This window comes from Mycolicibacterium austroafricanum, assembly GCF_902705885.1.
Classification (GTDB): Bacteria; Actinomycetota; Actinomycetes; order Mycobacteriales; family Mycobacteriaceae; genus Mycobacterium; species Mycobacterium vanbaalenii_A.
The window spans coordinates 24,363-47,951 of the sequence record NZ_CACSIP010000026.1 but is presented as its reverse complement, the minus strand read 5'-3'; the positions used below and the strand labels follow the sequence as shown (position 1 = coordinate 47,951).

23 protein-coding genes are annotated in these 23,589 nt (G+C 67.8%); 14 read left to right on the top strand and 9 right to left on the bottom strand.

Going from position 1 to position 23,589, the window contains the following annotated elements; all coding sequences use genetic code 11:
• Positions 1–143: 143 nt before the first annotated feature.
• A complete protein-coding gene (locus BEMPMBAN_RS18150; RefSeq protein WP_159232605.1) occupies positions 144–449 on the bottom strand; it encodes a DUF222 domain-containing protein in 306 nt (101 codons plus the stop codon).
• 49 nt (positions 450–498) lie between these two features.
• Between BEMPMBAN_RS18150 and BEMPMBAN_RS18145 the strand changes: the two genes are divergently transcribed.
• The 4 genes from BEMPMBAN_RS18145 to mmpH all read left to right on the top strand — a co-directional run bounded on the left by BEMPMBAN_RS18145 (position 499) and on the right by mmpH (position 4,184).
• Positions 499–954, top strand: a complete 456-nt coding sequence (locus tag BEMPMBAN_RS18145; protein WP_159232603.1) for a PPOX class F420-dependent oxidoreductase — start codon at positions 499–501, stop codon at positions 952–954.
• 218 nt (positions 955–1,172) lie between these two features.
• Positions 1,173–2,408, top strand: coding sequence for an MMP alpha-(1->4)-mannosyltransferase (gene manT, locus BEMPMBAN_RS18140; RefSeq protein ID WP_159232601.1), 1,236 nt, complete (start codon positions 1,173–1,175; stop codon positions 2,406–2,408).
• Positions 2,402–3,127 carry a class I SAM-dependent methyltransferase gene (locus BEMPMBAN_RS18135; RefSeq protein ID WP_159232599.1) on the top strand — a complete coding sequence of 242 codons (726 nt, stop codon included), beginning with the start codon at positions 2,402–2,404 and terminating at the stop codon, positions 3,125–3,127. Before manT ends, BEMPMBAN_RS18135 begins: the two co-directional genes overlap by 7 nt.
• Positions 3,120–4,184: an MMP endo-(1,4)-3-O-methyl-alpha-D-mannosidase gene (gene mmpH / locus BEMPMBAN_RS18130; protein ID WP_159232597.1), complete on the top strand. Its 1,065-nt coding sequence runs from the start codon at positions 3,120–3,122 to the stop codon at positions 4,182–4,184. The genes BEMPMBAN_RS18135 and mmpH overlap by 8 nt, the downstream gene beginning before the upstream one ends.
• 23 nt (positions 4,185–4,207) lie before the next feature.
• Here the strand turns inward: mmpH and BEMPMBAN_RS18125 are convergent, their stop codons facing one another.
• Positions 4,208–4,885, bottom strand: a complete 678-nt coding sequence (locus BEMPMBAN_RS18125) for a class I SAM-dependent methyltransferase (RefSeq protein ID WP_159232595.1) — start codon at positions 4,883–4,885, stop codon at positions 4,208–4,210.
• Between the two features lie 84 nt (positions 4,886–4,969).
• Here BEMPMBAN_RS18125 and BEMPMBAN_RS18120 point away from each other — a divergent pair, with 84 nt between their 5' ends.
• On the top strand, positions 4,970–5,539 hold the full coding sequence (locus BEMPMBAN_RS18120) for a TetR/AcrR family transcriptional regulator (protein WP_159232593.1): 570 nt from the start codon (positions 4,970–4,972) through the stop codon (positions 5,537–5,539).
• Positions 5,540–5,546: 7 nt separating this feature from the next.
• On the opposite strand, the gene BEMPMBAN_RS18115 is transcribed toward BEMPMBAN_RS18120, so the two are convergent.
• On the bottom strand, positions 5,547–6,128 hold the full coding sequence (locus BEMPMBAN_RS18115) for a TetR/AcrR family transcriptional regulator (RefSeq protein WP_159232591.1): 582 nt from the start codon (positions 6,126–6,128) through the stop codon (positions 5,547–5,549).
• A 107-nt stretch (positions 6,129–6,235) separates the two neighbouring features.
• Here BEMPMBAN_RS18115 and BEMPMBAN_RS18110 point away from each other — a divergent pair, with 107 nt between their 5' ends.
• Positions 6,236–7,588 (top strand): cytochrome P450, encoded by a 1,353-nt coding sequence (locus BEMPMBAN_RS18110; RefSeq protein WP_159232680.1) that lies wholly within the window; start codon positions 6,236–6,238, stop codon positions 7,586–7,588.
• A gap of 4 nt (positions 7,589–7,592) precedes the next feature.
• Here the strand turns inward: BEMPMBAN_RS18110 and msrA are convergent, their stop codons facing one another.
• Both msrA and msrB read right to left on the bottom strand, forming a co-directional pair.
• The gene (gene msrA, locus BEMPMBAN_RS18105) at positions 7,593–8,102 is read right to left on the bottom strand and encodes a peptide-methionine (S)-S-oxide reductase MsrA (RefSeq protein ID WP_159232589.1); all 510 of its coding nucleotides are present in this window, start codon (positions 8,100–8,102) and stop codon (positions 7,593–7,595) included.
• The gene (msrB, locus tag BEMPMBAN_RS18100; protein WP_159232586.1) at positions 8,099–8,557 is read right to left on the bottom strand and encodes a peptide-methionine (R)-S-oxide reductase MsrB; all 459 of its coding nucleotides are present in this window, start codon (positions 8,555–8,557) and stop codon (positions 8,099–8,101) included. The genes msrA and msrB overlap by 4 nt, the downstream gene beginning before the upstream one ends.
• Positions 8,558–8,695: 138 nt before the next feature.
• Here msrB and BEMPMBAN_RS18095 point away from each other — a divergent pair, with 138 nt between their 5' ends.
• Together BEMPMBAN_RS18095 and BEMPMBAN_RS18090 are read left to right on the top strand one after the other, a co-directional pair.
• Entirely contained in the window at positions 8,696–9,196 is a 501-nt protein-coding gene (locus BEMPMBAN_RS18095; RefSeq protein WP_159232584.1) for a nuclear transport factor 2 family protein, read from the top strand.
• Complete coding sequence (locus BEMPMBAN_RS18090) at positions 9,193–10,242, top strand: NAD-dependent epimerase/dehydratase family protein (RefSeq protein WP_159232582.1); 1,050 nt, start codon at positions 9,193–9,195, stop codon at positions 10,240–10,242. Before BEMPMBAN_RS18095 ends, BEMPMBAN_RS18090 begins: the two co-directional genes overlap by 4 nt.
• Positions 10,243–10,245: 3 nt before the next feature.
• Here BEMPMBAN_RS18090 and BEMPMBAN_RS18085 read toward each other — a convergent pair whose 3' ends face one another.
• Positions 10,246–10,785 (bottom strand): DUF4262 domain-containing protein, encoded by a 540-nt coding sequence (locus BEMPMBAN_RS18085; RefSeq protein ID WP_337761918.1) that lies wholly within the window; start codon positions 10,783–10,785, stop codon positions 10,246–10,248.
• Between BEMPMBAN_RS18085 and BEMPMBAN_RS18080 the strand changes: the two genes are divergently transcribed.
• Positions 10,778–12,160, top strand: a complete 1,383-nt coding sequence (locus BEMPMBAN_RS18080) for an NAD(P)/FAD-dependent oxidoreductase (protein ID WP_234897556.1) — start codon at positions 10,778–10,780, stop codon at positions 12,158–12,160. The two genes, BEMPMBAN_RS18085 and BEMPMBAN_RS18080, sit on opposite strands and share 8 nt — an antisense overlap.
• Before the next feature lie 72 nt (positions 12,161–12,232).
• On the opposite strand, the gene BEMPMBAN_RS18075 is transcribed toward BEMPMBAN_RS18080, so the two are convergent.
• Positions 12,233–12,703 carry an SRPBCC family protein gene (locus BEMPMBAN_RS18075; RefSeq protein WP_159232578.1) on the bottom strand — a complete coding sequence of 157 codons (471 nt, stop codon included), beginning with the start codon at positions 12,701–12,703 and terminating at the stop codon, positions 12,233–12,235.
• Positions 12,704–12,745: 42 nt separating this feature from the next.
• On the opposite strand from BEMPMBAN_RS18075, the gene BEMPMBAN_RS18070 reads away from it, so the two are divergent.
• The 3 genes from BEMPMBAN_RS18070 to BEMPMBAN_RS18060 all read left to right on the top strand — a co-directional run bounded on the left by BEMPMBAN_RS18070 (position 12,746) and on the right by BEMPMBAN_RS18060 (position 14,652).
• Positions 12,746–13,120: a DUF427 domain-containing protein gene (locus BEMPMBAN_RS18070; protein WP_159232576.1), complete on the top strand. Its 375-nt coding sequence runs from the start codon at positions 12,746–12,748 to the stop codon at positions 13,118–13,120.
• A 9-nt stretch (positions 13,121–13,129) separates the two neighbouring features.
• Positions 13,130–14,038 (top strand): DNA-3-methyladenine glycosylase family protein, encoded by a 909-nt coding sequence (locus BEMPMBAN_RS18065; RefSeq protein ID WP_159232574.1) that lies wholly within the window; start codon positions 13,130–13,132, stop codon positions 14,036–14,038.
• Between the two features lie 71 nt (positions 14,039–14,109).
• Positions 14,110–14,652 carry a Dps family protein gene (locus BEMPMBAN_RS18060; protein ID WP_159232572.1) on the top strand — a complete coding sequence of 181 codons (543 nt, stop codon included), beginning with the start codon at positions 14,110–14,112 and terminating at the stop codon, positions 14,650–14,652.
• Between the two features lie 10 nt (positions 14,653–14,662).
• Here the strand turns inward: BEMPMBAN_RS18060 and BEMPMBAN_RS18055 are convergent, their stop codons facing one another.
• Positions 14,663–15,463: a PaaI family thioesterase gene (locus tag BEMPMBAN_RS18055; RefSeq protein WP_159232570.1), complete on the bottom strand. Its 801-nt coding sequence runs from the start codon at positions 15,461–15,463 to the stop codon at positions 14,663–14,665.
• Positions 15,464–16,106: 643 nt separating this feature from the next.
• Between BEMPMBAN_RS18055 and gltB the strand changes: the two genes are divergently transcribed.
• Both gltB and BEMPMBAN_RS18045 read left to right on the top strand, forming a co-directional pair.
• A complete protein-coding gene (gene gltB, locus BEMPMBAN_RS18050; protein ID WP_200846028.1) occupies positions 16,107–20,732 on the top strand; it encodes a glutamate synthase large subunit in 4,626 nt (1,541 codons plus the stop codon).
• A complete protein-coding gene (locus BEMPMBAN_RS18045; RefSeq protein WP_159232566.1) occupies positions 20,725–22,191 on the top strand; it encodes a glutamate synthase subunit beta in 1,467 nt (488 codons plus the stop codon). The genes gltB and BEMPMBAN_RS18045 overlap by 8 nt, the downstream gene beginning before the upstream one ends.
• A gap of 505 nt (positions 22,192–22,696) precedes the next feature.
• On the opposite strand, the gene BEMPMBAN_RS18040 is transcribed toward BEMPMBAN_RS18045, so the two are convergent.
• The gene (locus tag BEMPMBAN_RS18040; RefSeq protein ID WP_159232564.1) at positions 22,697–23,551 is read right to left on the bottom strand and encodes an LLM class F420-dependent oxidoreductase; all 855 of its coding nucleotides are present in this window, start codon (positions 23,549–23,551) and stop codon (positions 22,697–22,699) included.
• Between the last annotated feature and the right edge of the window lie 38 nt (positions 23,552–23,589).

Genomic DNA, 23,589 nt, shown 5'->3' with positions numbered 1-23,589 from the left:
GCCCAGACCGGCTGCGAACGGCACCTTGCCATAGCGCCGCCATTCGGCGACCCCCCGGGACTGTCGAACCCGGCCATCCCACCCCCGATGACGGTGATGGGTCAGATCGTAAAGGCGGTTCACCGCGTTCGGCTGCTCCGGTGTCAGGCGGACCGTGGCTCAGCTGCGTCGGCGATGCGTCGTTGCGCCTCCCCGACGGAGATCCGTAGCCGGCGGGCCAGCACCTCGGCCCATGGAGCGCCGGCGAACTCGACCGGCGTGGGGCCGGCCACCATGCTCCCGAGCAGCCGGTGCTGCAGGGCGGCCAACTTCTTGTCCATTGCCTCGAGCCGGATCAGCACGGCGCGCTGATCGGCGGGGCGAAGGGTGTGGATCGGCAGCGCGGTGAGCGCCTGCCAGGCGACATCCGCGGCGTCGAGCGCGGTCAGTATTTCATCTTTCGAACTCATGTTCGACACGATAGCGACGCGCTCCGACACGTCGAATACAGTTGGCACCATGGCCAGGAAGTTCGCCACCGCCGACGTGGTCACACTGCCCGAACTGCTGGAGTTCATCAGGCCCAGGCACCGGATGGTGCTGACGACGTTCCGGGCCGGGGAATCGCTGCAGAGTTCGCCGGTGACCGGCGGGGTGGACGCCCAGGGGCGCATCGTCGTCGCGTCCTATCCGCAGCGAGCGAAGTCGGCCAACATCCGGCGCCGTCCCCGCGCGAGCGTGGTGGTGTTGTCCGACGATTTTGACGGGCCTTGCGTGCAGGTCGACGGTCGCGCTGAGGTGCTCGATACGCCGGACGCCGTCGAAGGCCTCGTCGAGTACTTCCGCTCGGTGGCGGGGGAGCACCCGGACTGGCAGGAGTACCGCCAGGCCATGATCGATCAACACAAGTGCCTGATCAGGGTCACCCCGCAGCGGTGGGGGCCGGTCGCGACGGGCGGGTTCCCGCCGCGGTAGCCGGGGGTCGGCGGAGAGGCTGAAGAGGACGCCCGGCGGCGTCTGTGGTAGTCAGAGCTAGCAGTCGCGTTGCGTCAGCTAGCACATCAAACTATAGTCTGGACACATGTCCAGGAGGGTTCGGGTTACTTGCTGCATACGATTCGGCCAGCTCAGAGCGGCGATATCACCTGGACCATCGGTGTGCGTGCGCACCGTGCAGGGCGTGTGAGCTGAGCATGCGCATTGCCTTACTGTCCTACCGGAGCAAGACCCACTGCGGCGGTCAGGGTGTTTATGTCCGGCACCTGAGCCGCGGGCTGGTCGAGCTCGGCCACGATGTCGAAGTCTTCTCCGGCCAGCCCTACCCCGAGGTGCTCGACCCGCGGGTGCGTCTGACCAAGGTGCCCAGCCTCGACCTCTACCGGGAGCCGGACCCGTTCCGGATCCCGATGCCCAACGAGATCAAGACCCGGATCGACCTGCAGGAGTTGCTCACCACCTGGACCGCCGGATTCCCGGAACCCAAGACCTTCAGCATGCGCGCCGCGAGGCTGCTGGCCGAGCGCCGCGACGAGTTCGACGTCGTCCACGACAACCAGTGCCTGGGCACCGGCTTGCTGACGATCGCGGCATCGGGCCTTCCCGTGGTCGCCACGGTCCACCACCCGATCACCCGGGACCGGGTGCTCGACGTGGCCGCGGCGAAGTGGTGGCGCAAACCGCTGGTTCGCCGGTGGTACGGCTTCGCCGAGATGCAGAAGATCGTGGCACGTCAGATCCCCGAACTGCTCACCGTCTCGACGACGTCGGCCGCCGACATCGCCGAGGACTTCGCCGTGGACGCCGACCAACTCCACGTCGTGCCGCTCGGCGTGGACACCGAGCTGTTCAAGCCCGCACAGCAGCGGGTCCGCAACCGCATCATCGCCATCGCCAGTGCCGACGTGCCGCTCAAGGGTGTCAGCCACCTGCTGCATGCCGTCGCCCGGTTGCGCATCGAGCGGGATCTCGAACTCCAGCTCGTGGCGAAACTGGAGCCGAACGGCCCCACCGAGAAGCTGATCGCCGAACTGGGTATCTCCGACATCGTGCACAGCTCGAGCGGGCTCAGCGATTCCGAGCTGGCGAGCCTGTTGGCCTCCGCCGAAGTCGCTTGCATCCCTTCGCTTTACGAGGGTTTCTCGCTTCCGGCCGTGGAGGCGATGGCCAGCGGCACCCCGATCGTCGCCAGCCGGGCCGGCGCCCTGCCCGAGGTGGTCGGATCCGACGGCGAATGCGCCCGGCTGGTGAGGCCCGCCGACGTCGACGAGCTGACGAACGTGCTCGGCGAACTGCTGGACTCGCCGCTGGAGCTGCGCAGGCTCGGTGACAACGGTCGACGCCGCGCGCTCGAGGTGTTCAGCTGGGAATCGGTTGCCGCGCAGACCGTCGCGGTCTACCAGCGGGCATGCGAAAGGGTTGCGACGTGCTGACCGTGGACTTCGATCGTCTTGGGGTCGGCGCCGGGACCAAGGTGATCGACGTCGGTTGCGGCGCGGGTCGCCACACCTTCGAGGCGTTCCGCCGCGGCGCCGACGTGATCGGCTTCGACCAGAGCGCCTCCGATCTCAACGACGTCGACGAGATCCTGCAGGCGATGCAGGAACAGGGTGAGGCGCCGGCTTCGGCCAAAGGTGAGGCGGTCAAGGGCGACGCGCTCGAACTTCCCTACGACGACGGCACCTTCGATTGTGTCATCGCCTCGGAGATCCTCGAGCACGTCCCCAACGATGATCAGGCGATCGCGCAACTCGTGCGCGTCCTCAAGCCCGGTGGCGCCCTGGCGATCACGGTGCCGCGCTACCTGCCGGAACGAATCTGCTGGGCGCTGTCGGACTCCTACCACGCCAACGAGGGCGGGCACATCCGCATCTACCGCGCCGACGAGTTGCGCGACAAGGTCCTCGCGCACGGTCTGCGGTTGACCCATACTCATCATGCCCACGCCCTGCATGCGCCGTACTGGTGGCTCAAATGTGCTGTGGGCACCGAGAAGACCGGCAACCCGGTGGTCGGCGCTTACCACAAGCTACTGGTGTGGGACATGATGAGCCGCCCCTGGCTGACCCGCGCCGCCGAGTCGGCGCTGAACCCGCTGATCGGAAAGAGCGTCGCGCTCTACTTCCGTAAGCCCGACGCAGTCGATGTCTGAGATCCCAGGTTTGCCAGGCGTATTCACGCCTGGCCAGTGCCGGCAGACCGCCGAGTCGATAGCCGCGACACAGGAGCCGAGTGGGGCCATCCCGTGGTCGGTCGGCGGCCACACCGACCCGTGGGACCACGTCGAGAACGCGATGGCGCTGACGGTGGCGGGTCTGCTCGAACCGGCGCGCGCGGCATTCGAATGGTCACGCCGGACGCAGCGGCCCGACGGTAGCTGGCCGATCCAACTGCGTGCCGGTGTCGTCGAGGATCCCAACAGTGACAGCAACTTCTGTGCATACATCGCGACCGGGGTCTGGCACCATGTGCTGGTCACCGACGACCGGCGGTTCGCCGAGGCGATGTGGCCGGTGGTGGCCAAGGCCATCGACTTCGTCCTCGAACTCCAGTTCAGCACCGGTGAGATCGCCTGGGGCCGAGGCCCTTCCGGCGCCACCGCCGAGGCGCTGCTGACCGGTTGCGCCAGCATTCACCACAGCATCCGGTGCGCGTTGGCGCTGGCCGATTACCTCGACGCCCCGCAGCCGGAGTGGGAGGTCGCGGTCGGCCGCCTCGGTCACGCGATCGTCGAGCATCCCGGCGGGTTCGTCGCCAAGGACCGCTGGTCGATGGAGTGGTACTACCCGGTGCTCGGCGGCGCGTTGCGCGGGTCGCGGGCACTCGCGCGCATCGACGAGCGTTGGGACGACTTCGTCGTGCCGGGTCTCGGGATCCGCTGTGTCGACGACCGCCCGTGGGTCACCGGCGCCGAGACCTGTGAGCTGGTGCTGGCGTTGGAGGCCATCGGCGAACGGGAGCGGGCGCACGAACAGTTCGCGGCCATGCATCACCTGCGTGAGGGTGACGGGTCCTACTGGACCGGGTTGGTCTACGCCGACGGCAAGCGCTGGCCGGTGGAGCGCACCACCTGGACCGGTGCAGCGGTCATCCTCGCCGCCGACGCCCTGTCGTCGACCACGCCCGGCAGCGGCATCTTCCGCGCCACTGATCTTCCGAGGGGCCTGGAGGGCGAATACGACTGCGAGTGCGCGACCAGCGAGCGCTAACCCGCGCCGAGTGCCGGCGAGTTCTAGCCCTCTCCGAGGGCGCCAGCCGACCCGGACACCCGCTCGAGCACCCGCATCGAACCGATCTCCCGGACTTCGCGGAACTCCCCGGTGTCCAGGGCACGGCGGTAGATGTGGAACGGTGCCTGACCACCCTGTGCCGGATCGGGGAAGACGTCGTGGATCACCAGCGCGCCACCGGTGTCGACCCATCGGGCCCAGCCGTCGAAATCCCGGCGCGCCGCCTCCTCGGTGTGCCCACCGTCGATGAACAACAGCCGTAACGGAGTCTGCCAGCCCCGGGCGACCACCGGCGAGCGCCCGACGATCGCGACGATGTGCTCGTAGAGGTCGGCGGCGTCCAGGGCGTGGCGCAGCGTCGGGAGGGTGTCGAACAACCCGGTGACCGGGTCGACCATGGTCGTGTCGTGGTACTCCCAGCCGGGCTGGTGTTCCTCCGATCCGTGATGGTGGTCGACGGTGTAGACAAGGCCGCCGGTCTGTCTGGCGGCCGCGCCGAGCAGCACCGTGGACTTGCCGCAGTAGGTACCGATCTCGACCCCGATGCCGTCCCCGAGGTAATCCACGGCGGTGTCGTAGAGCGCCCGGCCCTCGTCGGCGGGCATGAATCCGGTGACCCTGTCGGCAAGGTCGAACAGGGCGGCGGCGTCGGCGGGGAGCGCGGTGTCGGAGTGGTTCATCGTGGTTCAACCTAACCGTTGCCGGCAGCGGAAGCCGCACCGGTGCCTGGCGACACCGGTGTAGTTGTAGTAGCGTCCGGACATGTGTCCGATCCGGCTCTGGAGTCGACTCGGCGCCGGCTGACGGCCAGGCAGGCCGACACCGTGGACCGGTTGGGCCGCGCGGCACTGGAGTTGCTCAGTCGTGAGGGGTTCGCCGGGTTGACCGTGCGGCGGGTGGCCGCCGAGGCCGGTGTCGGAGCCGCGACCGCATACACCTACTTCTCGTCCAAAGAACATCTGGTGGCCGAGGTCTTCTGGCGCCGGCTGGCGAGTTCGCCGCGCACCGACCGTGAGGGGGGCGATCGCGCCGCCAAGGTGATCGACGTTCTCGGCCACATCTCGATGCTGGTGGCCGACGAGCCCGAGTTCGCGGGCGCGGTGACCACGGCGCTGCTCGGCAAGGACCCCGACGTCGAGGCTCTCCGGCTGCGGATCGGGCGTGACATCCGCGAGCGGCTCGCCGCAGCGTTGGGGCCCGACACCGATCCCGACGTCATCGACTCCCTGGAGATGCTCTACTCCGGCGCGTTGGTGCGGGCCGGCATGGGCTACGCGTCCTACCAGGAGATCGCCCGCAGGCTGGAGAAGTCGGCGCGCCTGATGCTGGGCTGACGCCGGCTCAGCCGGCGCCGAGCAGCGCCGACGCGGCCGCCACGGCGGGTCCGGCGATGCGGCGCACGTCCCCGCCGTCCTCGACGTGAAGCGCGGTGAGCTCCCGCAGTCCACCGAGCAAGATCAGGGCCATCGGGCCGGAGACCGGGGTCAGTCCGGCCCGGCGGAATCCAGCGCTGCCGGTGAGGGTGACCAGCATGTCGGTGAGGTGATCCATCGCCTGTCGGTGCAGTGGCTGTGCCGCGGCTCCCAGCGCAGGGGCTTCCCGGATCCAGCTCAACGTGACCGCGGGCCGGGCTTCGATGTGGGCGACGTAGGCGCTCACCGCCTGACGGATCTGCACCCGCCAGTCCTCCTCGGGGTCCACCGCGGCCTCGATGGTGCTGATCAGGTCCGCGTTGTTCCTGCGGAGCAACTCGATCAGACACTCCTGCTTGCCGGCGAACTGCTCGTAGAACGTGCGCTTGGAGGTCCTCGCGTGGCGCACGATGTCGGCGACCGTGGTGTCACGGTAGCCGCGTTCCCCGATCGAGGCGGCGAGTCCGTCGAGCAGCCGCTCGGCGTTCGACGCGAGGACAGGAGAGGTCATCACAACCGCCCTCCCGGCACCCTTGCGCCGCCGTGGTACCAAGCGGTACCGTACCGGACATGACCGCGGTACACCGCAGTACCAGATCGATCGAGCGGGAGAACCCGATGAGCGAAGCGACCATCATCACGCCACTCCCGCCGGCTTCGGAGGCTGCTGCACCGCTGCCGGTGCGGCTCCCGCCCAGCCCGCCGATCCCGAAGTTCCTTCAGGGAGCCGGCTTCTCGGTCTCCCGGAATTGGACGGTGGCCCAGATCGTTCGCCGGTGCGGTGACGTCTTCACGCTCACGCTGCCCGTCTTCGGGCGGACCGTGATCGTCACCGACCCGGCACTGGCCAAGCAGTTGTTCATGGCCAACACCGACGACGTCGGAAACATCCAGCCAAACCTGTCGAGGGTGCTGGGGTCGGGTTCGGTGTTCGCCCTCGACGGCACGGACCATCGCCGCCGGCGCAAGCTGCTCACACCGCCCTTCCACGGCAAGAGCATCAAGAACTACGAGACGATCTTCGAAGAGGAGACGCTGCGCGAGGCCGCCGACTGGCCCGAGGGGCAGGCGTTCGAGACGCTCGAGCCGATGATGCGGATCACGCTGAACGCCATCCTGCGGGCGGTGTTCGGTGCCGACGGCGCGCATCTGGACGAGCTCCGGCGCATCATCCCGCCGTGGGTCACGCTCGGTTCGCGCCTGGCCGTGCTGCCGACGCCGCGGCGCACCTACGGACGGTTCAGTCCGTGGGGCCGCCTGGCGGCCTACCGACGGCGGTACGACGAGGTGATCGGCAGGCTCATCGACGCGGTGCAGGCCGACCCGCACCTCGAGGACCGTGACGATGTCCTTGCGCTGCTGCTTCGCAGCACCTATGAGGACGGCTCGACGATGTCGCGCCAGGACATCGGCGACGAACTGCTGACGCTGCTGGCCGCCGGTCACGAAACCACCGCTGCCACACTGGGTTGGGCGTTCGAACGGATCAGCCGCCACCCGCAGGTGCTGGCCCGGTTGGCCGCCGAGGCCGACACCGACGGCAACGAGTACCGGCAGGCCACCATCCTGGAGATCCAGCGGTCCCGCACCGTCATCGACTTCGCAGGCAGGCACGTCTACGCGCCGACCTTCCAGCTCGGGGAATGGGTGATCCCACAGGGGTTTTCGATCGTCGTCGCGATCGACCGGGTGCACCATCGCAGCCAGGAGTTCACCGACCCCGACCGTTTCGACCCGCAGCGCTTCGTCGGCCAGCGGCCGAACACCTTCTCCCACATCCCGTTCGGGGGAGGTACCCGCCGTTGCGTGGGGGCGGCGTTCGCCAACGTCGAGATGGACGTCGTGCTGCGGACGGTGCTGCGGCACTTCACCATCGAGACCACCACCGCCCCGGGAGAGAAGGCGCACTCCCGCGGAGTGGCCTACACCCCCGCGGACGGCGGCCGCGTCGTGATGCACCGCCGCGCCTAGCGGATCAGACCTCGGCGCGTTTGGGCAGCTTCCATCCCGGGCGCGGGAAGTGGCAGGTGTAGCCGCTGGGATAACGCTCCAGGTAGTCCTGGTGTTCGGGTTCGGCCTCCCAGAAATCCGGCGCCGGGCTGACCGCCGTGACCACCTTGCCGGGCCACAGGCCCGAAGCGTCCACGTCGGCGATGGTGTCTTGCGCGACCTGCCGCTGTTCGTCGTCGACGTAGAAGATCTCGGAGCGGTAGCTGGTTCCGACGTCGTTGCCCTGCCGATCCTTGGTGGTGGGATCGTGGATCTGGAAGAAGAACTCCAGCAGCGCCCGGTAGTCGGTCTGCTCCGGGTCGTAGACGATTTCGATGGCCTCGGCGTGGCCGGGGTGGTTGTGGTAGGTCGGGTGGTCGTTCTTACCGCCGGTGTAGCCCACCCGGGTGGACACCACCCCCGGCTGCTTGCGGATAAGATCCTGCATCCCCCAGAAACAGCCACCGGCCAACACGGCACGTTTGTGATCGCTCATCGAGAATCCTCCTTCGAAAAAAGTCTCTTGTACTCTGCATACCCCTGCGCGTCGAGGTCGTCGAGGTGGATGAAGCGCAAGGCGGCCGAGTTGATGCAGTAACGCAGGCCGCCCTGGGCGCGTGGACCGTCCTTGAACACGTGCCCGAGGTGGCTGTCGGCGTGCCCGGAACGCACCTCGGTGCGGGGCATCAGGAGCTTGAAGTCACGCTTCTCCACGATGTCGGCGCCCTGGATCGGTCGGGTGAAACTCGGCCACCCCGAGCCGCTGTCGAATTTGTCCGTCGACGCGAACAGCGGTTCGCCCGATACGACGTCGACATAGATGCCCGGCTCGTGGTTGTCCCAGTACTCACCGGTGAAGGGCCGCTCGGTGCCGTTGCGCTGAGTGACCCGGTACTGCTCGGGGGACAACGCGTCGACGGCGGCCGGGTTCTTGTTGTATCGCTGTGTCATCGTGCCGGTATAACCCTCTGTGCTGCGGTTTTAATCCTGGTCGGCGGTAGCGTCGCTAGGCTCGGTTCCCGCCGGGTATTGAGCGCCGTCGCCTGAGCCGCCTCGACAACCGGCAGTAGAACGTGTTCTATTTCTGATGTGACGGGCAACACTTTCACCCGAGACGAGCTCATCCAAGCGTTCGCGGGTTTCGAGCAGACAGTCGACCGCGCGGCGCACACCCGGGACTGGGATCCATGGGTTGACCAGTACACCGACGACGTTCTCTACATCGAGCACGCGGCGGGCACCATGCGCGGCCACGACGAGGTGCGACCCTGGATCTGGGACACGATGGAGACCTTCCCGGGCAGCTACATGACGTCGTTCCCATCGCGCTGGAAGGTCTACGACGAGGCGTCCGGACGTGTCATCTGCGAACTCGACAACCCGATGCGTGACCCCGGCGACGGCACCATCATCAGCGCCACCAACATCTCCATCGTCACCTACGCCGGCGACGGCAAATGGTGTCGCCAGGAGGACGTCTACAACCCGCTGCGGTTCGTCGCGGCGACGCTGAAGTGGTGCAAGAAGGCTCAGGAACTCGGCACCCTGCCCGATGTCGCCGCCGAGTGGATGGCCAAGGTGGCGCGGTGACCGGATCGTCTCCCGCCGCCCCGGTCCTGGTGATCGGCGCCAACGGCTACCTCGGCAGCCACGTCACCCGCCGGCTGGTCGCCGACGGCAGGGACGTCCGGGTGATGGTGCGCGAGGGCGCCAACACGATCGGCATCGACGACCTGGAGGTGACGCGCTTCGTCGGTGACATCTGGGACGATGCCGTGCTGCGCGAGGCGATGACCGGCTGTGCCGACGTCTACTACTGCGTCGTCGACACCCGCGGCTGGTTGCGGGATCCCGCACCGCTGTTCCACACCAACGTCGAGGGCACGCGCAACGTTCTCGACATCGCTGTGGAACCCGGCGTCGCGGAAGGTCTGCGCAAGTTCGTGTTCACCAGCAGCTACGTCACCGTCGGGCGGCGGCGCGGGCACGTGGCCACCGAGGCCGACACCATCTCCGAGGCCGCCGACGCCAGGCTGACGCCCTACGTCCGATCACGGGTGCAGGCCGAGAACCTGGTGATGGACTACGCGCGGAACCACGGCCTGCCCGGCGTGGCGATGTGTGTGTCCACGACCTACGGCGGCGCTGACTGGGGTCGCACCCCGCACGGCGCGATCATCGCCGGTGCCGCCTTCGGAAAGCTGCCGTTCGTGATGAGCGGAATCGAACTCGAGGCGGTCGGTGTCGACGATGCCGCGCAGGCGATGCTGCTCGCCGCGGAGAAGGGACGCGTCGGCGAACGCTATCTGATCTCGGAGAAGATGATCTCCAATGCCGAGGTGGTGCGGATTGCCGCCGAGGCTGCCGGCGTCGCCGCGCCGACGAGGACGATGCCGCTGGCACTGTCCTACGCGATGGCGGCACTGGGCAGCGCGAAGGCCCGGCTGACGGGTACCGATGAACGCCTGTCGCTGGGTTCGCTGCGTCTGATGCGTGCCGAGGCGCTGGTCGACTGCAGCAAGGCCAGACGTGAACTGGGCTGGCAGCCGAGGCCGGTGGAGGAATCGATCCGAGAGGCCGCGAAGTTCTGGGTCGGCCTGCGCGAGGCCAAACGCGCCAGCCGATCCGCGGGCTGACGGTCAGGCTGCTCGGGCGCGGATCCCGAGCACAGGTTGGCGCCGCAGCCCGTCACAGAATGACACCGACCACGGCCACCGCCCACTTCCGTCGGCCCACACCGCCTGCACCGCCCGGATGGGCGCCTGGGCATGTTCGATCGCCCACCCCATGTGCACCTCGGGGTGGTCGACTTCCACGAACTCGACCAACGGACCCTGGCGCACCTTCAGCTGAACGCCCGGGGTCAATGCCGCGCCACGCAGCGCCTCACGGGCCACGGCGCCGAGGAGCCGCGAGGCACGCGACGGCGACACCCCGGTGATCAACAGTTCGGGCAGGCCCCAGTCGTTGAGCCCCACCGTGTAGGCAAACGGTGATCGGTCACATTCGACGTACTGCACGGCCCAACCGTGCTTTCGCGCCTTGGCCCGCAGGATGTCCAGGTAGTCCTGCCGAGTTGCCATCGGATGGTCGCAGAGCCAGCACATGGTGTCAGCGTGCACCGCGGCACCGACATTTCGGGTCCCGGCGAGGTGCTGCCACAATCTGTCGGTGTCCATCAATGCCCCGGTCAACGGCCAGGTATCGCACTGGTTCGACGGACTGCCGCGGCCCCGGGCGCCGCTGCCCGGCAGCCGGGACGCCGATGTCTGCATCGTCGGCGCCGGGTACACCGGGCTGTGGACCGCCTACTACCTCAAACGCGCCGACCCTTCGCTGCGGATCGTGGTGCTCGAGGCCCGCTTCGCCGGTTTCGGCGCGTCCGGTCGCAACGGGGGCTGGCTGTCGGGCCTGGTCCCCGGCGACCGCGAGCGGATGGCCGAGCAGTACGGACATGACCGCGTGGTGGCCTGGCAGCGGGCGCTCAACGACACCGTCGACGAGGTCATCGACGTCGCCGCACGGGAGAGCATCGATGCGGGCATCGTCAAGGGCGGCACCCTCGAGGTCGCCCGCAACCCAGCCCAGGCGTCGCGCCTGGCCGCAGCCATCGACGCCGAACGGCATTGGCAGGTCGACGGAATCGAGCCGCTCACCGCGGACGAGGCGCGCAGCCGTATCCGGATCGACGATGTCGTTGCGGCCTATCTCAATCCGCACTGCGCGCGCATCCAGCCCGCCCGGCTGGTCCGCGGCCTGGCCGAGACCGTGGAACGACTCGGCGTGGACATCTATGAGCGCAGCCCGGTCACCGAGATCAGCACCGGCCGCGCCACCACCGGCCGAGGCACCGTCACCGCCCCGGTGGTGTTACGCGCCACCGAGGGCTTCACGACCGGCCTGCCCGGCCTGAAACGCCGCTGGTTACCGATGAACAGCTCGATGATCGCGACCGATCCGATCCCCGCCCAGCTGTGGCACACGATCGGCTGGCAGGGCAGGCAGACGCTGGGGGACACCGCGCACGGCTTCTTCTACGCCCAGCGCACCGTCGACGACCGGATCGCCATCGGCGGACGCAGCGTTCCCTACCGGTTCGGATCCAGGATCGACCGCGACGGGCGGGTGCCCGAACGCACCATCGCGCACCTGCGCGCCACCCTTCACTCCCTCCTGCCGCAGGTCGCCGATGTGCCGATCGCCCACGGCTGGTGCGGCGTGCTCGCCGTGCCGCGGGACTGGGAGGCGACCGTCGACTTCGACCGGACGACCGGCCTGGGCTGGGCCGGCGGATATGTCGGACACGGCGTCACCGCGACGAATCTCGCCGCGCGTACGCTCACCGACCTGGTACTCGACCGCTCGACCCCGCTGACCGCACTACCGTGGGTCGGCCACCGCTGCCGTGGCTGGGAGCCCGAGCCGTTGCGGTGGTTGGGCGTGCGCGGCATGTATCTGGCCTACAAGGCCGCCGACTGGCACGAGTCGCGGGGCGGGCCACGGACGTCCCCGATCGCGGTGGTGGCGGACAAGATCGCGGGTCGCCCGCACTGACCGGCGTCGAGTGTGCAGTTGTTGTACGCAACTCGCGAGTGAGGCGTGCGAGATCTGCACGCTCGGTGTCATCTAGCCGGTTTCGGCGCGTTCCTTGAGCCGCTGCAGCGTGAGCCTGATGTGCTCGGTGTTCGCCGTGTTGCGGTCGCTGACCCCGGTGACCATCGCGGCGGGTTTGCGGAGCCAGCGGGGACGGCGGTCCCACGTCGATTCGGTGACCGTGCAGCCACCGGATGCCGGTTCGATGTCGTAGCGCCAGTGGGCGATCGGCACGATCCCGGCACTGTGGACGTCGAACGCGAAGACCCTGCCCGGCTCGGCGGCTGTGACCGTGCACTTCGTGGTCCAGGTGCGGGAGCCGTTGCGGTTCTGCCCGGCGAACACCGCGCCGGGGGCGGCGCCGGATCCCCTACGCCATTGCATCGACTCGGTCTCCTCCGCCAGCGACGCCATCGTGGACAGGTCGGTGAACAGCGCGTACACCGCCGTCGGGTCGGCGGCGATCGTCACCGATCCATGGGCGTCGGGAGCCGGAGTAGTCATGGCGGGGATGGTATCGGCCCGGGCGCGGCGTTGAATGGGAACATGACCGACCGACCAGTACTGGAGCCGTCGCAGGCCCATCCCATCACGATCGAACCGACCCGCGGCCGCGTCACTGTGCGCGCCGGTGGAGCCCTCGTCGCGACGACGGACGCCGCCCTGACCCTGCAGGAGGCGAACTATCCGGCCGTGTACTACATCCCGCTCGCTGATGTGGTCGCAGAACTGGTCCCGAGCGATACCGGCACGTACTGCCCGTTCAAGGGCGACGCCGGTTACTACCACCTGCGTACCGAGGGCGGCCGGACCGTCGAGGACGCGGTCTGGACCTACCGGGAACCTTTCGCCGCGGTCGCGCCGATCGCGGGTCATGTCGCGTTCTACCCGGACAAGGCCGACGTCACCGTCGAGGCCTAGGCTGGCGACGTGCCCTCGGCCAGCGTGGTTTTTGCTGGACTCGCCAGTCCGGGCCTGACGCTGGCCCCGTTACGTCGGGGCAGGGGAGACCCGTGCCACCACGACGCCGTCGACGGTGCCATCTGGCGCACCAGCCTGATGCGCAGCGGGCCCGTCACCGCGCGCATCTGCCGCGCAGCACCCGACACCGTCGACTGTGAGACCTGGGGCCCGGGTGCGGGCGAGTTCCTCGAGACCCTGCCCGCGCTGCTGGGCGCCGACGATCACACGACTGGTTTCGACCCTGCCGACCCGACGCTCGCCGCGGCGTGGCGCCGCGTCCCGCACCTGCGGCTGGGCCGCACCGGTCGGGTCCTCGAGGCGCTGATGCCCGCGGTGCTCGAACAGCGGGTCCACGGCGCCGATGCCCGTAGGGCATGGCGCAGGCTGGTGACCCGGTACGGCGCGCCGGCTCCCGGTCCGGCGCCCGAGCATCTACGCGTGCCACCGTCGGCGGACGCGTGGCGGCGCATCCCGTCGTGGGAGTTCCACCTCGCCAACGTCGATCCGGCGCGCGCCCGCACCATGGTGGGCTGCGCCCAACGTGCGGACGCGCTGGAGCGGCTGGTCACCCGCCCGTCCGACTCGGCGCGCGCCGCGATGATGTCGTTGCCGGGGGTGGGCGAGTGGACGGCCGCCGAGACGGCGCAGCGGGCGTTCGGCGACGCCGATGCGCTGTCGGTCGGTGACTACCACCTGGCGAAGATGGTGGGCTGGAGCCTGCTGGGACACCCGATCGACGACCCGGCGATGGTGCAACTGCTCGAGCCGGTGCGCCCGCATCGGCACCGGGCGGTGCGGCTGCTCGAAGCCAGCGGGCTGGCGGTCAACCCGCGATTCGGGCCGAGGGCGCCGATCCCGAACCTTGCCGAAATGTGACGTGATCTTGAAGTGGTTATCGCGCCGTGCGCCCGGGTACACCTGGGCGGAGACAAGCGAAGGAGCTATCAATGACTTCATTCACCGTGCCGGGAATGTCCGACAAGGAAGGCGCCGAAGTAGCCGAGCTGCTGCAGAAGGCGCTCAGCCGTTACAACGACCTGCACTTGACGCTCAAGCACGTGCACTGGAACGTCGTGGGCCCGAACTTCATCGGTGTGCACGAGATGATCGACCCCCAGGTCGAACTGGTCCGCGGGTACGCCGACGAGGCCGCCGAGCGCATCGCCGCACTCGGCAAGTCGCCGTTGGGCACCCCGGGCGCCATCATCGACGACCGCACCTGGGACGACTACTCGGTCAACCGCGACACCGTGCAGGCCCACCTGGCGGCGCTGAACCTGGTGTACAACGGCGTGATCGAGGACACCCGCAAGAGCATCGAACGCCTCGGCGATCTGGACCCGGTGTCCGAGGACATGCTGATCGGCCACGCCGGCGAGCTGGAGAAGTTCCAGTGGTTCGTGCGCGCGCACCTGGAGAACTCGGGCGGTCAGCTCGTGACCGAGGGCGCCACCACCGAGAAGTCGGCGGCCAGCAAGGCCAAGAAGTAGCACAGACGGTTCAGCGATAAGCAGTCAGTCGGGCGAGGATGGCGACCCTGCCATCCCGGCCGACTGCCTGTGTCTCCGCCACGCCGCTGCTGCGACCGACGTGCAGCGGCTTGGCGAGGTAATGCGCCTCGCCGCCGCCGTGGAACGGACGCAGGAAATTCACCCGCAACGATGCCGTGCGAAAGCCGGTGTCGCTGCTTCCATCGAGGGCAGCCGACCCGACCAGTTCGAGCCCCATCGAGGCCACCCCGCCGTGCACGACGCCGACGCTGTTGTTCAGCGCCGGGTCGGCACGTTGCACCAACACCGTTGCTGCGCCGCCGGTTTCACCGACGTGCACGGCCATCAACTCGGCCAGCGTGGAGCCGGGGAGCGAGCCTGAGGGTCCGTCGGGCCAGGCGGTCAGGCCGTCGGGCGCGGTGATGTAGAACGAGCGCACCGTCGCTGTAGCGACCACGTCCGCGTCGACGCTCAGCTCGCACAACCCCAGGGCGGCGTTGCCCTTGCGGCCCATCGGCCGGGACACACCGACCACCGGCACGCCCGGGTGCGACGCGATCACCTCGGCGGCACCCGTTGACAGTTCCAGGGCCAGCTCACTGGACACCGTCCACTCGCGGTTCCCCCGGCGGTGGTGGTTGATCAACCCGCCGACGTGGTCCACCAGCATTGCCAGCGGAGCGATGGTCGGCGCGCCGGTGACGGGGTTGAGCATCCCGCCCGCCGGAATGGACGCGGCGCAGCGCTGCGGGCTCTCCTGCAATGTCTCGATGCCGAAGCGACCCAGCGGCGTGTCCAGCGGGTAGGGCATCACCGCAGCCTGACGTAGCCGCTCGCCGAGGCATACCCCTGGCGGGTACCTACGGGCGTGGCGGCCGGCCGGGTTCTTCGGCGAAGCCCCCCGCCGGGCCGCGCCGGTTTCCGGGACTACCGGCAGACCCGCTGTCAGACAGCGGATTACATGGCTGCGCCAAGGTGTCGGCCCGGCGCTGCTACGGCCCGGGCCGGGCGAGTCCGACCCTTGCCTATTCTAAGAATCCGACTAAGCTTTTGTGCAAATACCGCGTGGGATTGTCACCGCACTACAGGAATGAAAATTCATTCCACAGCAAATAAAATTCCAAGTCGTTCACAGGGTGTGATCTATCCCTCATCGTCGTTCGTGGATCGCCAGGATGGCGAAACAACTACCGTGACAACCGCATTCGTCTGCGATCGGCGCCGGGGTGGCATCCGCGTTCCCGGCGCTCGGCGAATCTGGTTAGGGTCGACTAAGTTGGCATGTCAGGTGCCCTTTGTCATATCGTTTTGATCACTTGTGGCGAGTGGGAAAAGGGCCGTCGTTCAGTGCTGCACGAAGGCACCTCCACCGCCAGGCCGGCTAACGCTCTCGTCGACGGTTGCCGCTCCGTTCAGCTCCGCTGCGGCGTGTGCAAGGAAAAAGGTAGGTGGGAATGGCGCCCAATAGCAGGGGTGGGACTAGCTCCTCACGTCCGCAAGGGCTCTACAACCCCGCGTTCGAGCACGATGCGTGCGGCGTGGCGATGGTGGCCGACATGCACGGTCGTCGCAGCCGCGACATCGTCGACAAGGCCATCACGGCCCTGTTGAACCTCGAACATCGCGGTGCCCAGGGCGCTGAGCCGAACACCGGCGACGGGGCGGGCATCCTGTTGCAGGTGCCCGACGAGTACTTCCGGGCCGTTTGCAGGAACGAAGGCTTCGAGCTCCCCGCGCCTGGCAGTTACGCCACCGGCATCGCGTTCCTGCCTCAGTCGTCCAAGGACGCCGCGATCGCGTGTGAGTCGGTCGGCAAGATCGCCGAGGCCGAGGGGCTGCAGGTGCTGGGTTGGCGCGATGTGCCCACCGACGATTCGTCGCTCGGTGCGCTCGCCCGTGACGCCATGCCGACCTTCCGCCAGCTGTTCATCGGCGGCGCAGAGGGGATGGAGCTCGAACGCCGCGCCTATGTCGTGCGCAAACGCGCCGAACACGAACTCGGCACCAAGGGGCCCGGTCAGGACGGGCCGGGCCGTGAAACGGTCTACTTCCCAAGTCTTTCGGGTCAGACCTTCGTCTACAAGGGCATGCTGACGACGCCGCAGCTGCGGGCGTTCTACCTCGACCTGCAGGACGAACGGCTGACCAGCGCGCTGGGGATCGTGCACTCGCGGTTCTCCACCAACACGTTCCCGTCCTGGCCGTTGGCGCACCCGTTCCGCCGGGTCGCCCACAACGGTGAGATCAACACCGTCACCGGCAACGAGAACTGGATGCGGGCCCGGGAAGCGCTGATCAAAACCGACGTCTTCGGCGAAGGCCAGGACCTCGAGCAGATCGTCCCGGTCTGCACGCCCGGCGCGTCGGACACCGCGCGGTTCGACGAGGTGCTCGAGTTGCTGCACCTCGGTGGCCGTAGCCTGCCCCACGCCGTGCTGATGATGATCCCGGAGGCCTGGGAGCGCCACGAGTCGATGGACCCGGCCCGCCGGGCTTTCTACCAGTACCACGCCTCGCTGATGGAGCCGTGGGACGGGCCGGCCTCGGTCTGCTTCACCGACGGCACGGTCATCGGCGCGGTGCTCGACCGTAACGGTCTGCGACCGTCGCGGATCTGGGTGACCAGCGACGGTCTGGTGGTGATGGCCTCGGAGGCCGGTGTGCTCGACCTCGACCCCGCCACCGTCGTGAAGAAGATGCGTCTGCAGCCGGGCCGGATGTTCCTGGTCGACACCGCGCAGGGCCGCATCGTGGCCGATGAGGAGATCAAGGCCGAGCTGGCAGCTGAGCATCCCTACCGGGAGTGGCTCGATGCCGGGCTGTTCCACGTCGACGAGCTGCCCGCAGGTGACTACGTGCGGATGCCGCATCACCGGGTGGTGCTGCGCCAGCAGGCCTTCGGCTACACCTACGAAGAGCTCAACCTGCTGGTCGCGCCGATGGCGCGCACCGGCGCCGAAGCGCTGGGATCGATGGGCACCGACACCCCGGTCGCGGTGCTCTCGGCGCGCCCGCGGATGTTCTACGACTATTTCCAGCAGATGTTCGCCCAGGTGACCAACCCGCCCTTGGACGCGATCCGCGAAGAAGTGGTCACCAGCGTGGCGGGCGCTGTCGGCCCCGAGGGCGACCTGCTCAACCCGGGAGCCGATTCGTGCAGGCAGATCGTGTTGCCGCAGCCGATCCTGCGCAACGCCGAACTGTCGAAGCTGATCTGCGTCGACCCGGACCACGAGATCCGGGGTCACAAGCACGGGCTGCGGGCCGCGGTGATCCGCTGCCTGTACCCGGTGAACCGCGGTGGCCAGGGCCTCAAGGAGGCGCTGGACAACGTGCGGGCGAAGGTGTCGGCGGCCATTCGTGACGGTGCCCGGCTGATCGTGCTGTCCGACCGCGAGTCCAATGAACAGCTCGCCCCGATCCCTTCGCTGTTGAGTGTGTCGGCCGTGCACCACCACCTGGTGCGGGAACGCACCCGAACCCAGGTCGGCCTGCTCGTCGAGGCCGGCGACGCCCGCGAGGTGCACCACATGGCGTGCCTCGTCGGATTCGGCGCCGCGGCGATCAACCCGTACATGGCGTTCGAATCCATCGAGGACATGGTCGACCGCGGTGTGATCACCGGGATCTCCAGTGATCAAGCCAAGGCGAACTACGTCAAGGCGGCGGGCAAGGGCGTGCTGAAGGTGATGTCGAAGATGGGCATCTCCACGCTGGCGTCCTACACCGGCGCCCAGTTGTTCCAGGCGGTCGGCATCAGCCAGCAGGTGCTCGACGAGTACTTCACCGGATTGTCCTGTCCGGTCGGTGGCATCGAACTCGAAGACATCGCCAACGACGTCGCCGCCCGGCACGCGTTGGCCTACCTGGACCGGCCCGACGAGAGGGCGCACCGCGAGCTCGAGGTCGGCGGCGAGTACCAGTGGCGCCGCGAGGGTGAATATCACCTGTTCAACCCGGACACTGTTTTCAAGCTGCAGCATTCGACGCGTACCGGGCAGTACTCGATCTTCAAGGAGTACACGTCCCTGGTCGACGACCAGAGCGAGCGGATGGCGTCGCTGCGCGGACTGCTCAAGTTCCGCGACGGGGAACGCCCGGCGGTGCCGATCGAAGAGGTCGAGCCGGCCACCGAGATCGTCAAGAGGTTCTCCACCGGGGCGATGAGCTACGGCTCGATCTCCGCCGAAGCCCACGAGACCCTTGCCATCGCGATGAACCGCCTCGGCGGCCGCTCCAACTCGGGTGAGGGCGGCGAAGCCGTCTCCCGGTTCGACCCCGACGAGAACGGTGACTGGCGCCGCAGCGCCATCAAGCAGGTGGCTTCGGGCCGGTTCGGCGTGACCAGCCACTACCTGTCCAACTGCACCGACATCCAGATCAAGATGGCCCAGGGCGCCAAACCAGGTGAGGGCGGCCAACTCCCGGGCCACAAGGTCTACCCGTGGGTCGCCGAGGTGCGCCATTCGACGCCCGGGGTCGGCCTGATCTCGCCGCCGCCGCACCACGACATCTACTCGATCGAGGATCTCGCCCAGCTGATCCACGATCTGAAGAACGCGAACCCGCAGGCGCGGGTGCACGTCAAGCTCGTCAGCGAGAACGGGGTCGGGACGGTCGCGGCCGGGGTCTCCAAGGCTCACGCCGACGTCGTGCTGATCTCCGGCCACGACGGCGGCACCGGGGCCACCCCACTCACATCGCAGAAGCATGCCGGCGCCCCCTGGGAGCTCGGCCTGGCCGAAACGCAGCAGACGTTGTTGCTCAACGGGTTACGTGACCGGATCGTCGTACAGGTCGACGGCCAGCTCAAGACCGGTCGCGACGTCGTGGTCGCCGCTTTGCTGGGCGCCGAGGAGTTCGGCTTCGCCACCGCGCCCCTGGTGGTCGCCGGCTGCATCATGATGCGCGTCTGCCACCTCGACACCTGCCCGGTGGGTGTGGCCACTCAGAACCCGGTGCTGCGCAAGCGGTTCAACGCCAAGCCCGAGTTCGTGGAGAACTTCTTCATGTTCATCGCCGAAGAGGTCCGGGAGCTGATGGCGCAGCTGGGTTTCCGTACCGTCAACGAGATGGTCGGCCAGGTCGGGATGCTCGACACGGTTGCGGCCGCCGAGCACTGGAAGGCCCACAAGCTGGACCTGAGTTCGGTTCTGCACGAGCCTGAGTCGGCGTTCATGAACCAGGACCTGTACTGCAGCTCGAGGCAGGACCACGGCCTGGACAAGGCGCTCGATCAGCAGTTGATCGCACAGTGCCGGGAAGCGCTGGATTCGGGGACACCGGTCCGCTTTTCTACGACGATCACCAACGTCAACCGCACCGTCGGTACGATGCTCGGTCACGAGGTGACGAAAGCCTATGGTGGCCAGGGTCTTCCGGATGGCGCCATCGACATCACCTTCGAGGGTTCGGCGGGCAACAGTTTCGGAGCCTTCGTGCCCAGCGGCATCACCCTTCGGGTTTACGGCGACGCCAACGACTATGTCGGCAAGGGGTTGTCCGGCGGTCGGGTCGTGGTGCGTCCTCCCGACGGTGCGCCCGCAGACTATGTGGCCGAGGACAACATCATCGCCGGCAACGTGATCCTCTTCGGCGCCACCAGCGGTCAGATGTTCCTGCGGGGACAGGTGGGTGAGCGTTTCGCGGTGCGCAATTCCGGCGCGCACGCCGTCGTCGAAGGTGTTGGTGATCACGGCTGCGAGTACATGACCGGTGGCCGGGTCGTCATCCTCGGTCCGACCGGCCGTAACTTCGCGGCGGGCATGTCCGGTGGTATCGGGTTCGTCTATGACCCCGACGACGTGCTGGCGGACAACCTCAATGCCGAGATGGTGGAGCTCGAGTCGCTCGAAGCGAACTCCGAGGACACCGAATGGCTGCACGGCATGATCCAGGCTCACGTTGACGCTACCGATTCGGCAGTGGGACAACGGATTCTGGCGGATTGGGACGGTGAGCTGGTGAACTTCAAGAAGGTGATGCCGCGCGACTTCAAGCGCGTGCTGGAGGCGATCGCCGAGGCGGAGCGCACCGGAAAAGATGTGGACGAGGCGATCATGGCGGCCGCAAGTGCCTGATCCCCGCGGCTTCCTCAAGGTCACTCATCGCGAGACCCCGCCCCGGCGGCCGGTCGACCTGCGCCTGCGCGACTGGAACGAGGTCTATCAGGACTTCTCCCATGACGTGCTCAAGGAGCAGGCGAGCCGCTGCATGGACTGCGGCATCCCGTTCTGCCATCAGGGTTGCCCGCTCGGAAACCTCATCCCGGAGTGGAACGACCTAGTGCGGACCGGGCGCTGGCACGACGCCATCGAGCGGTTGCACGCGACCAACAACTTCCCGGAGTTCACCGGGCGGCTGTGCCCGGCCCCGTGCGAGGGCTCGTGTGTGCTGGGCATCAACCAGGATCCGGTGACCATCAAGCAGGTCGAGGTCGAGATCATCGACAACGCCTTCGAACAGGGCTGGGTGGTCCCGCTGCCCCCCGACCGGCTGACCGGCAAGACCGTCGCCGTCGTCGGCTCCGGTCCCGCCGGCCTGGCGGCGGCTCAGCAGCTGACCAGGGCGGGGCACACGGTGACGCTGTTCGAGCGCGACGACCGCATCGGCGGGTTGCTGCGCTACGGCATACCGGAGTTCAAGATGGAGAAGCGCCACATCGACCGGCGCCTCGACCAGATGCGTGCCGAAGGCACCGAGTTCCGCACCGGGGTGAACGTCGGCGTCGACGTCACGGCGGCACAGCTGCGCAAGGACTTCGACGCGGTGGTGCTCGCCGGTGGCGCGACCGCGCGTCGCGACCTGCCGATCCCCGGGCGGGAGCTCGACGGTATCCACCAGGCGATGGAGTACCTGCCCTGGGCCAACCGCGTGCAGCTGGGTGATCCGGTCGTCGACGACGACGGTCAGCCGCCGATCACGGCCCACGGCAAGCACGTCATCATCATCGGCGGTGGTGACACCGGAGCGGACTGCCTGGGCACCGCGCACCGGCAGGGCGCGGCCAGTGTGCACCAGTTCGAGATCATGCCGCGGCCGCCGGAGACGCGGGCCGATTCGACGCCGTGGCCGACGTATCCGCTGATGTTCCGGGTCTCCTCCGCGCACGAGGAGGGCGGCGAGCGGGTCTACTCGGTCAACACCGAGGAGTTCCTCGGCGAGGACGGGCACGTGACCGCGTTGCGTGGCCACGAGGTCGAGATGAAGGCCGGCAAGTTCGAGAAGATCGACGGCACCGACTTCGAGTTGCCCGCCGACCTGGTGCTGCTGGCTATGGGTTTCACCGGCCCGGAGCGGGAAGGTCTGCTCACCGACCTGAGCGTCGAGATGACCGAACGCGGCAACGTGTCACGCGACGACGATTTCGCGACGTCGGTGCCCGGGGTGTACGTCGCCGGCGATATGGGGCGCGGCCAGTCGCTGATCGTGTGGGCGATCGCCGAAGGGCGGGCCGCTGCGTCGGCAGTGGACAAGTACCTGATGGGCCGGACCGCGCTGCCGGCACCGATCGAGCCCACGGCGGCGCCGCAGCGATGAGCGCTTGCGCGAAGAGCAGATGGCAGCGATGAGCGCTTGCCGAGATGAGCGCTTGCCGAGATTGTGCTGAGGGTCGCGACGGCGGCGGTTCCGCAACCCTGTGTGCAATCTCATAGTCTCGGTCGAGTCACATCCGTCACTTCAGTCACTCCAAAAACATCCGATCTTTGATCGGCGTGCCTCCGGCAGTTTGCCAGAGGGTGGGTATCTAATGACTCGGTGAGGGCGCTGCGGTAAGGTGGCTCCCCGGTCCAGCTATTGGAACACCGCAGGAGAATCACCGTGTATATCAACCCGATTTCCCGGTACCGAGTGGGGCGAATCGCCTGGTCATTGTTTCGTCACCCGGTCAAGAGCCGCGGATTCCCCGAGAAGGCCGAACGGTTGGTCACCGCTGACGAACTCCTCCGCTACGGCGCCTAGCGAACTGTCGGCCCAGCGATCAGGCGTCACCTCGGGCGCGTGATCTCAGGTTTGCTTAACCGTTATCGCTTCGTGACCACGGCTAATCTTTGCTGAGCAAGCCGGACGCGGAGATCGCGTCGGCCAACGGCTCCAGTACACGGGGGTCGTGCGGCGGCGGCAGGTAGATGATCGCCAGATCCAGACCTTGGGCTCCCAGCGCGATCGCGTCTTCGATCACCTTGCGGAAATTGTGGTCCTCACCCAGCCGGATATGCGCCGACAGGGTGATCTCCTTGGGGTCCCGGCCGACATCGGCACAGTGCGCGGCGAGCACGTCGCGCTTGCGGGCGAACTCCTCGGGAGTGCCGCCGACGAAATTCCAGTGATCGGCGTACTGCGCGGTGATCCTCAGGGTGCGCTTCTCGCCGCTGCCTCCGATGCAGATCGGGGGGTGTGGCCGCTGCGGCCCCTTGGGTTCGTTGCGGGCGTCGGTGAGTTGGTAGAACGTCCCGTCGAACGTGGTCGTCTCCTGGGACAGCAGTCCCTTCAGTACCTGGCAGGCTTCCTCGAATCGGTCGAACCGCTCCTTGATGCTGCCGAGCTCGATGCCGTAGGCCCCGGACTCCTCCTCGTTCCAGCCTGCGCCGATGCCCAGGTCGAGACGCCCACCGGACACGATGTCCAGCGTGGACGCCATGTTGGCCAAGACGGCAGGGTGGCGGTAGTGGATGCCGGTGACGAGCACCCCGACCCGCAGCCTCCTGGTGGCCTGGGCCAGCGCAGTCAGCGTCACCCAGCCCTCCAGGCACGGGCCCGTCGGATCGGAGAAGATCGGATAGAAGTGGTCAAACGTCCAGCCGGATTCGAAGACCTCGATGTCATCGGCGGCCTTCCAGACCGCGAGCATGTCAGACCAGGTGGTGTTCTGTGGTGATGTCTTGAAGGCGAAGCGCACGCCTCCCGAGGTTAGTCCCGTTCCCCGGTACGTCGGCG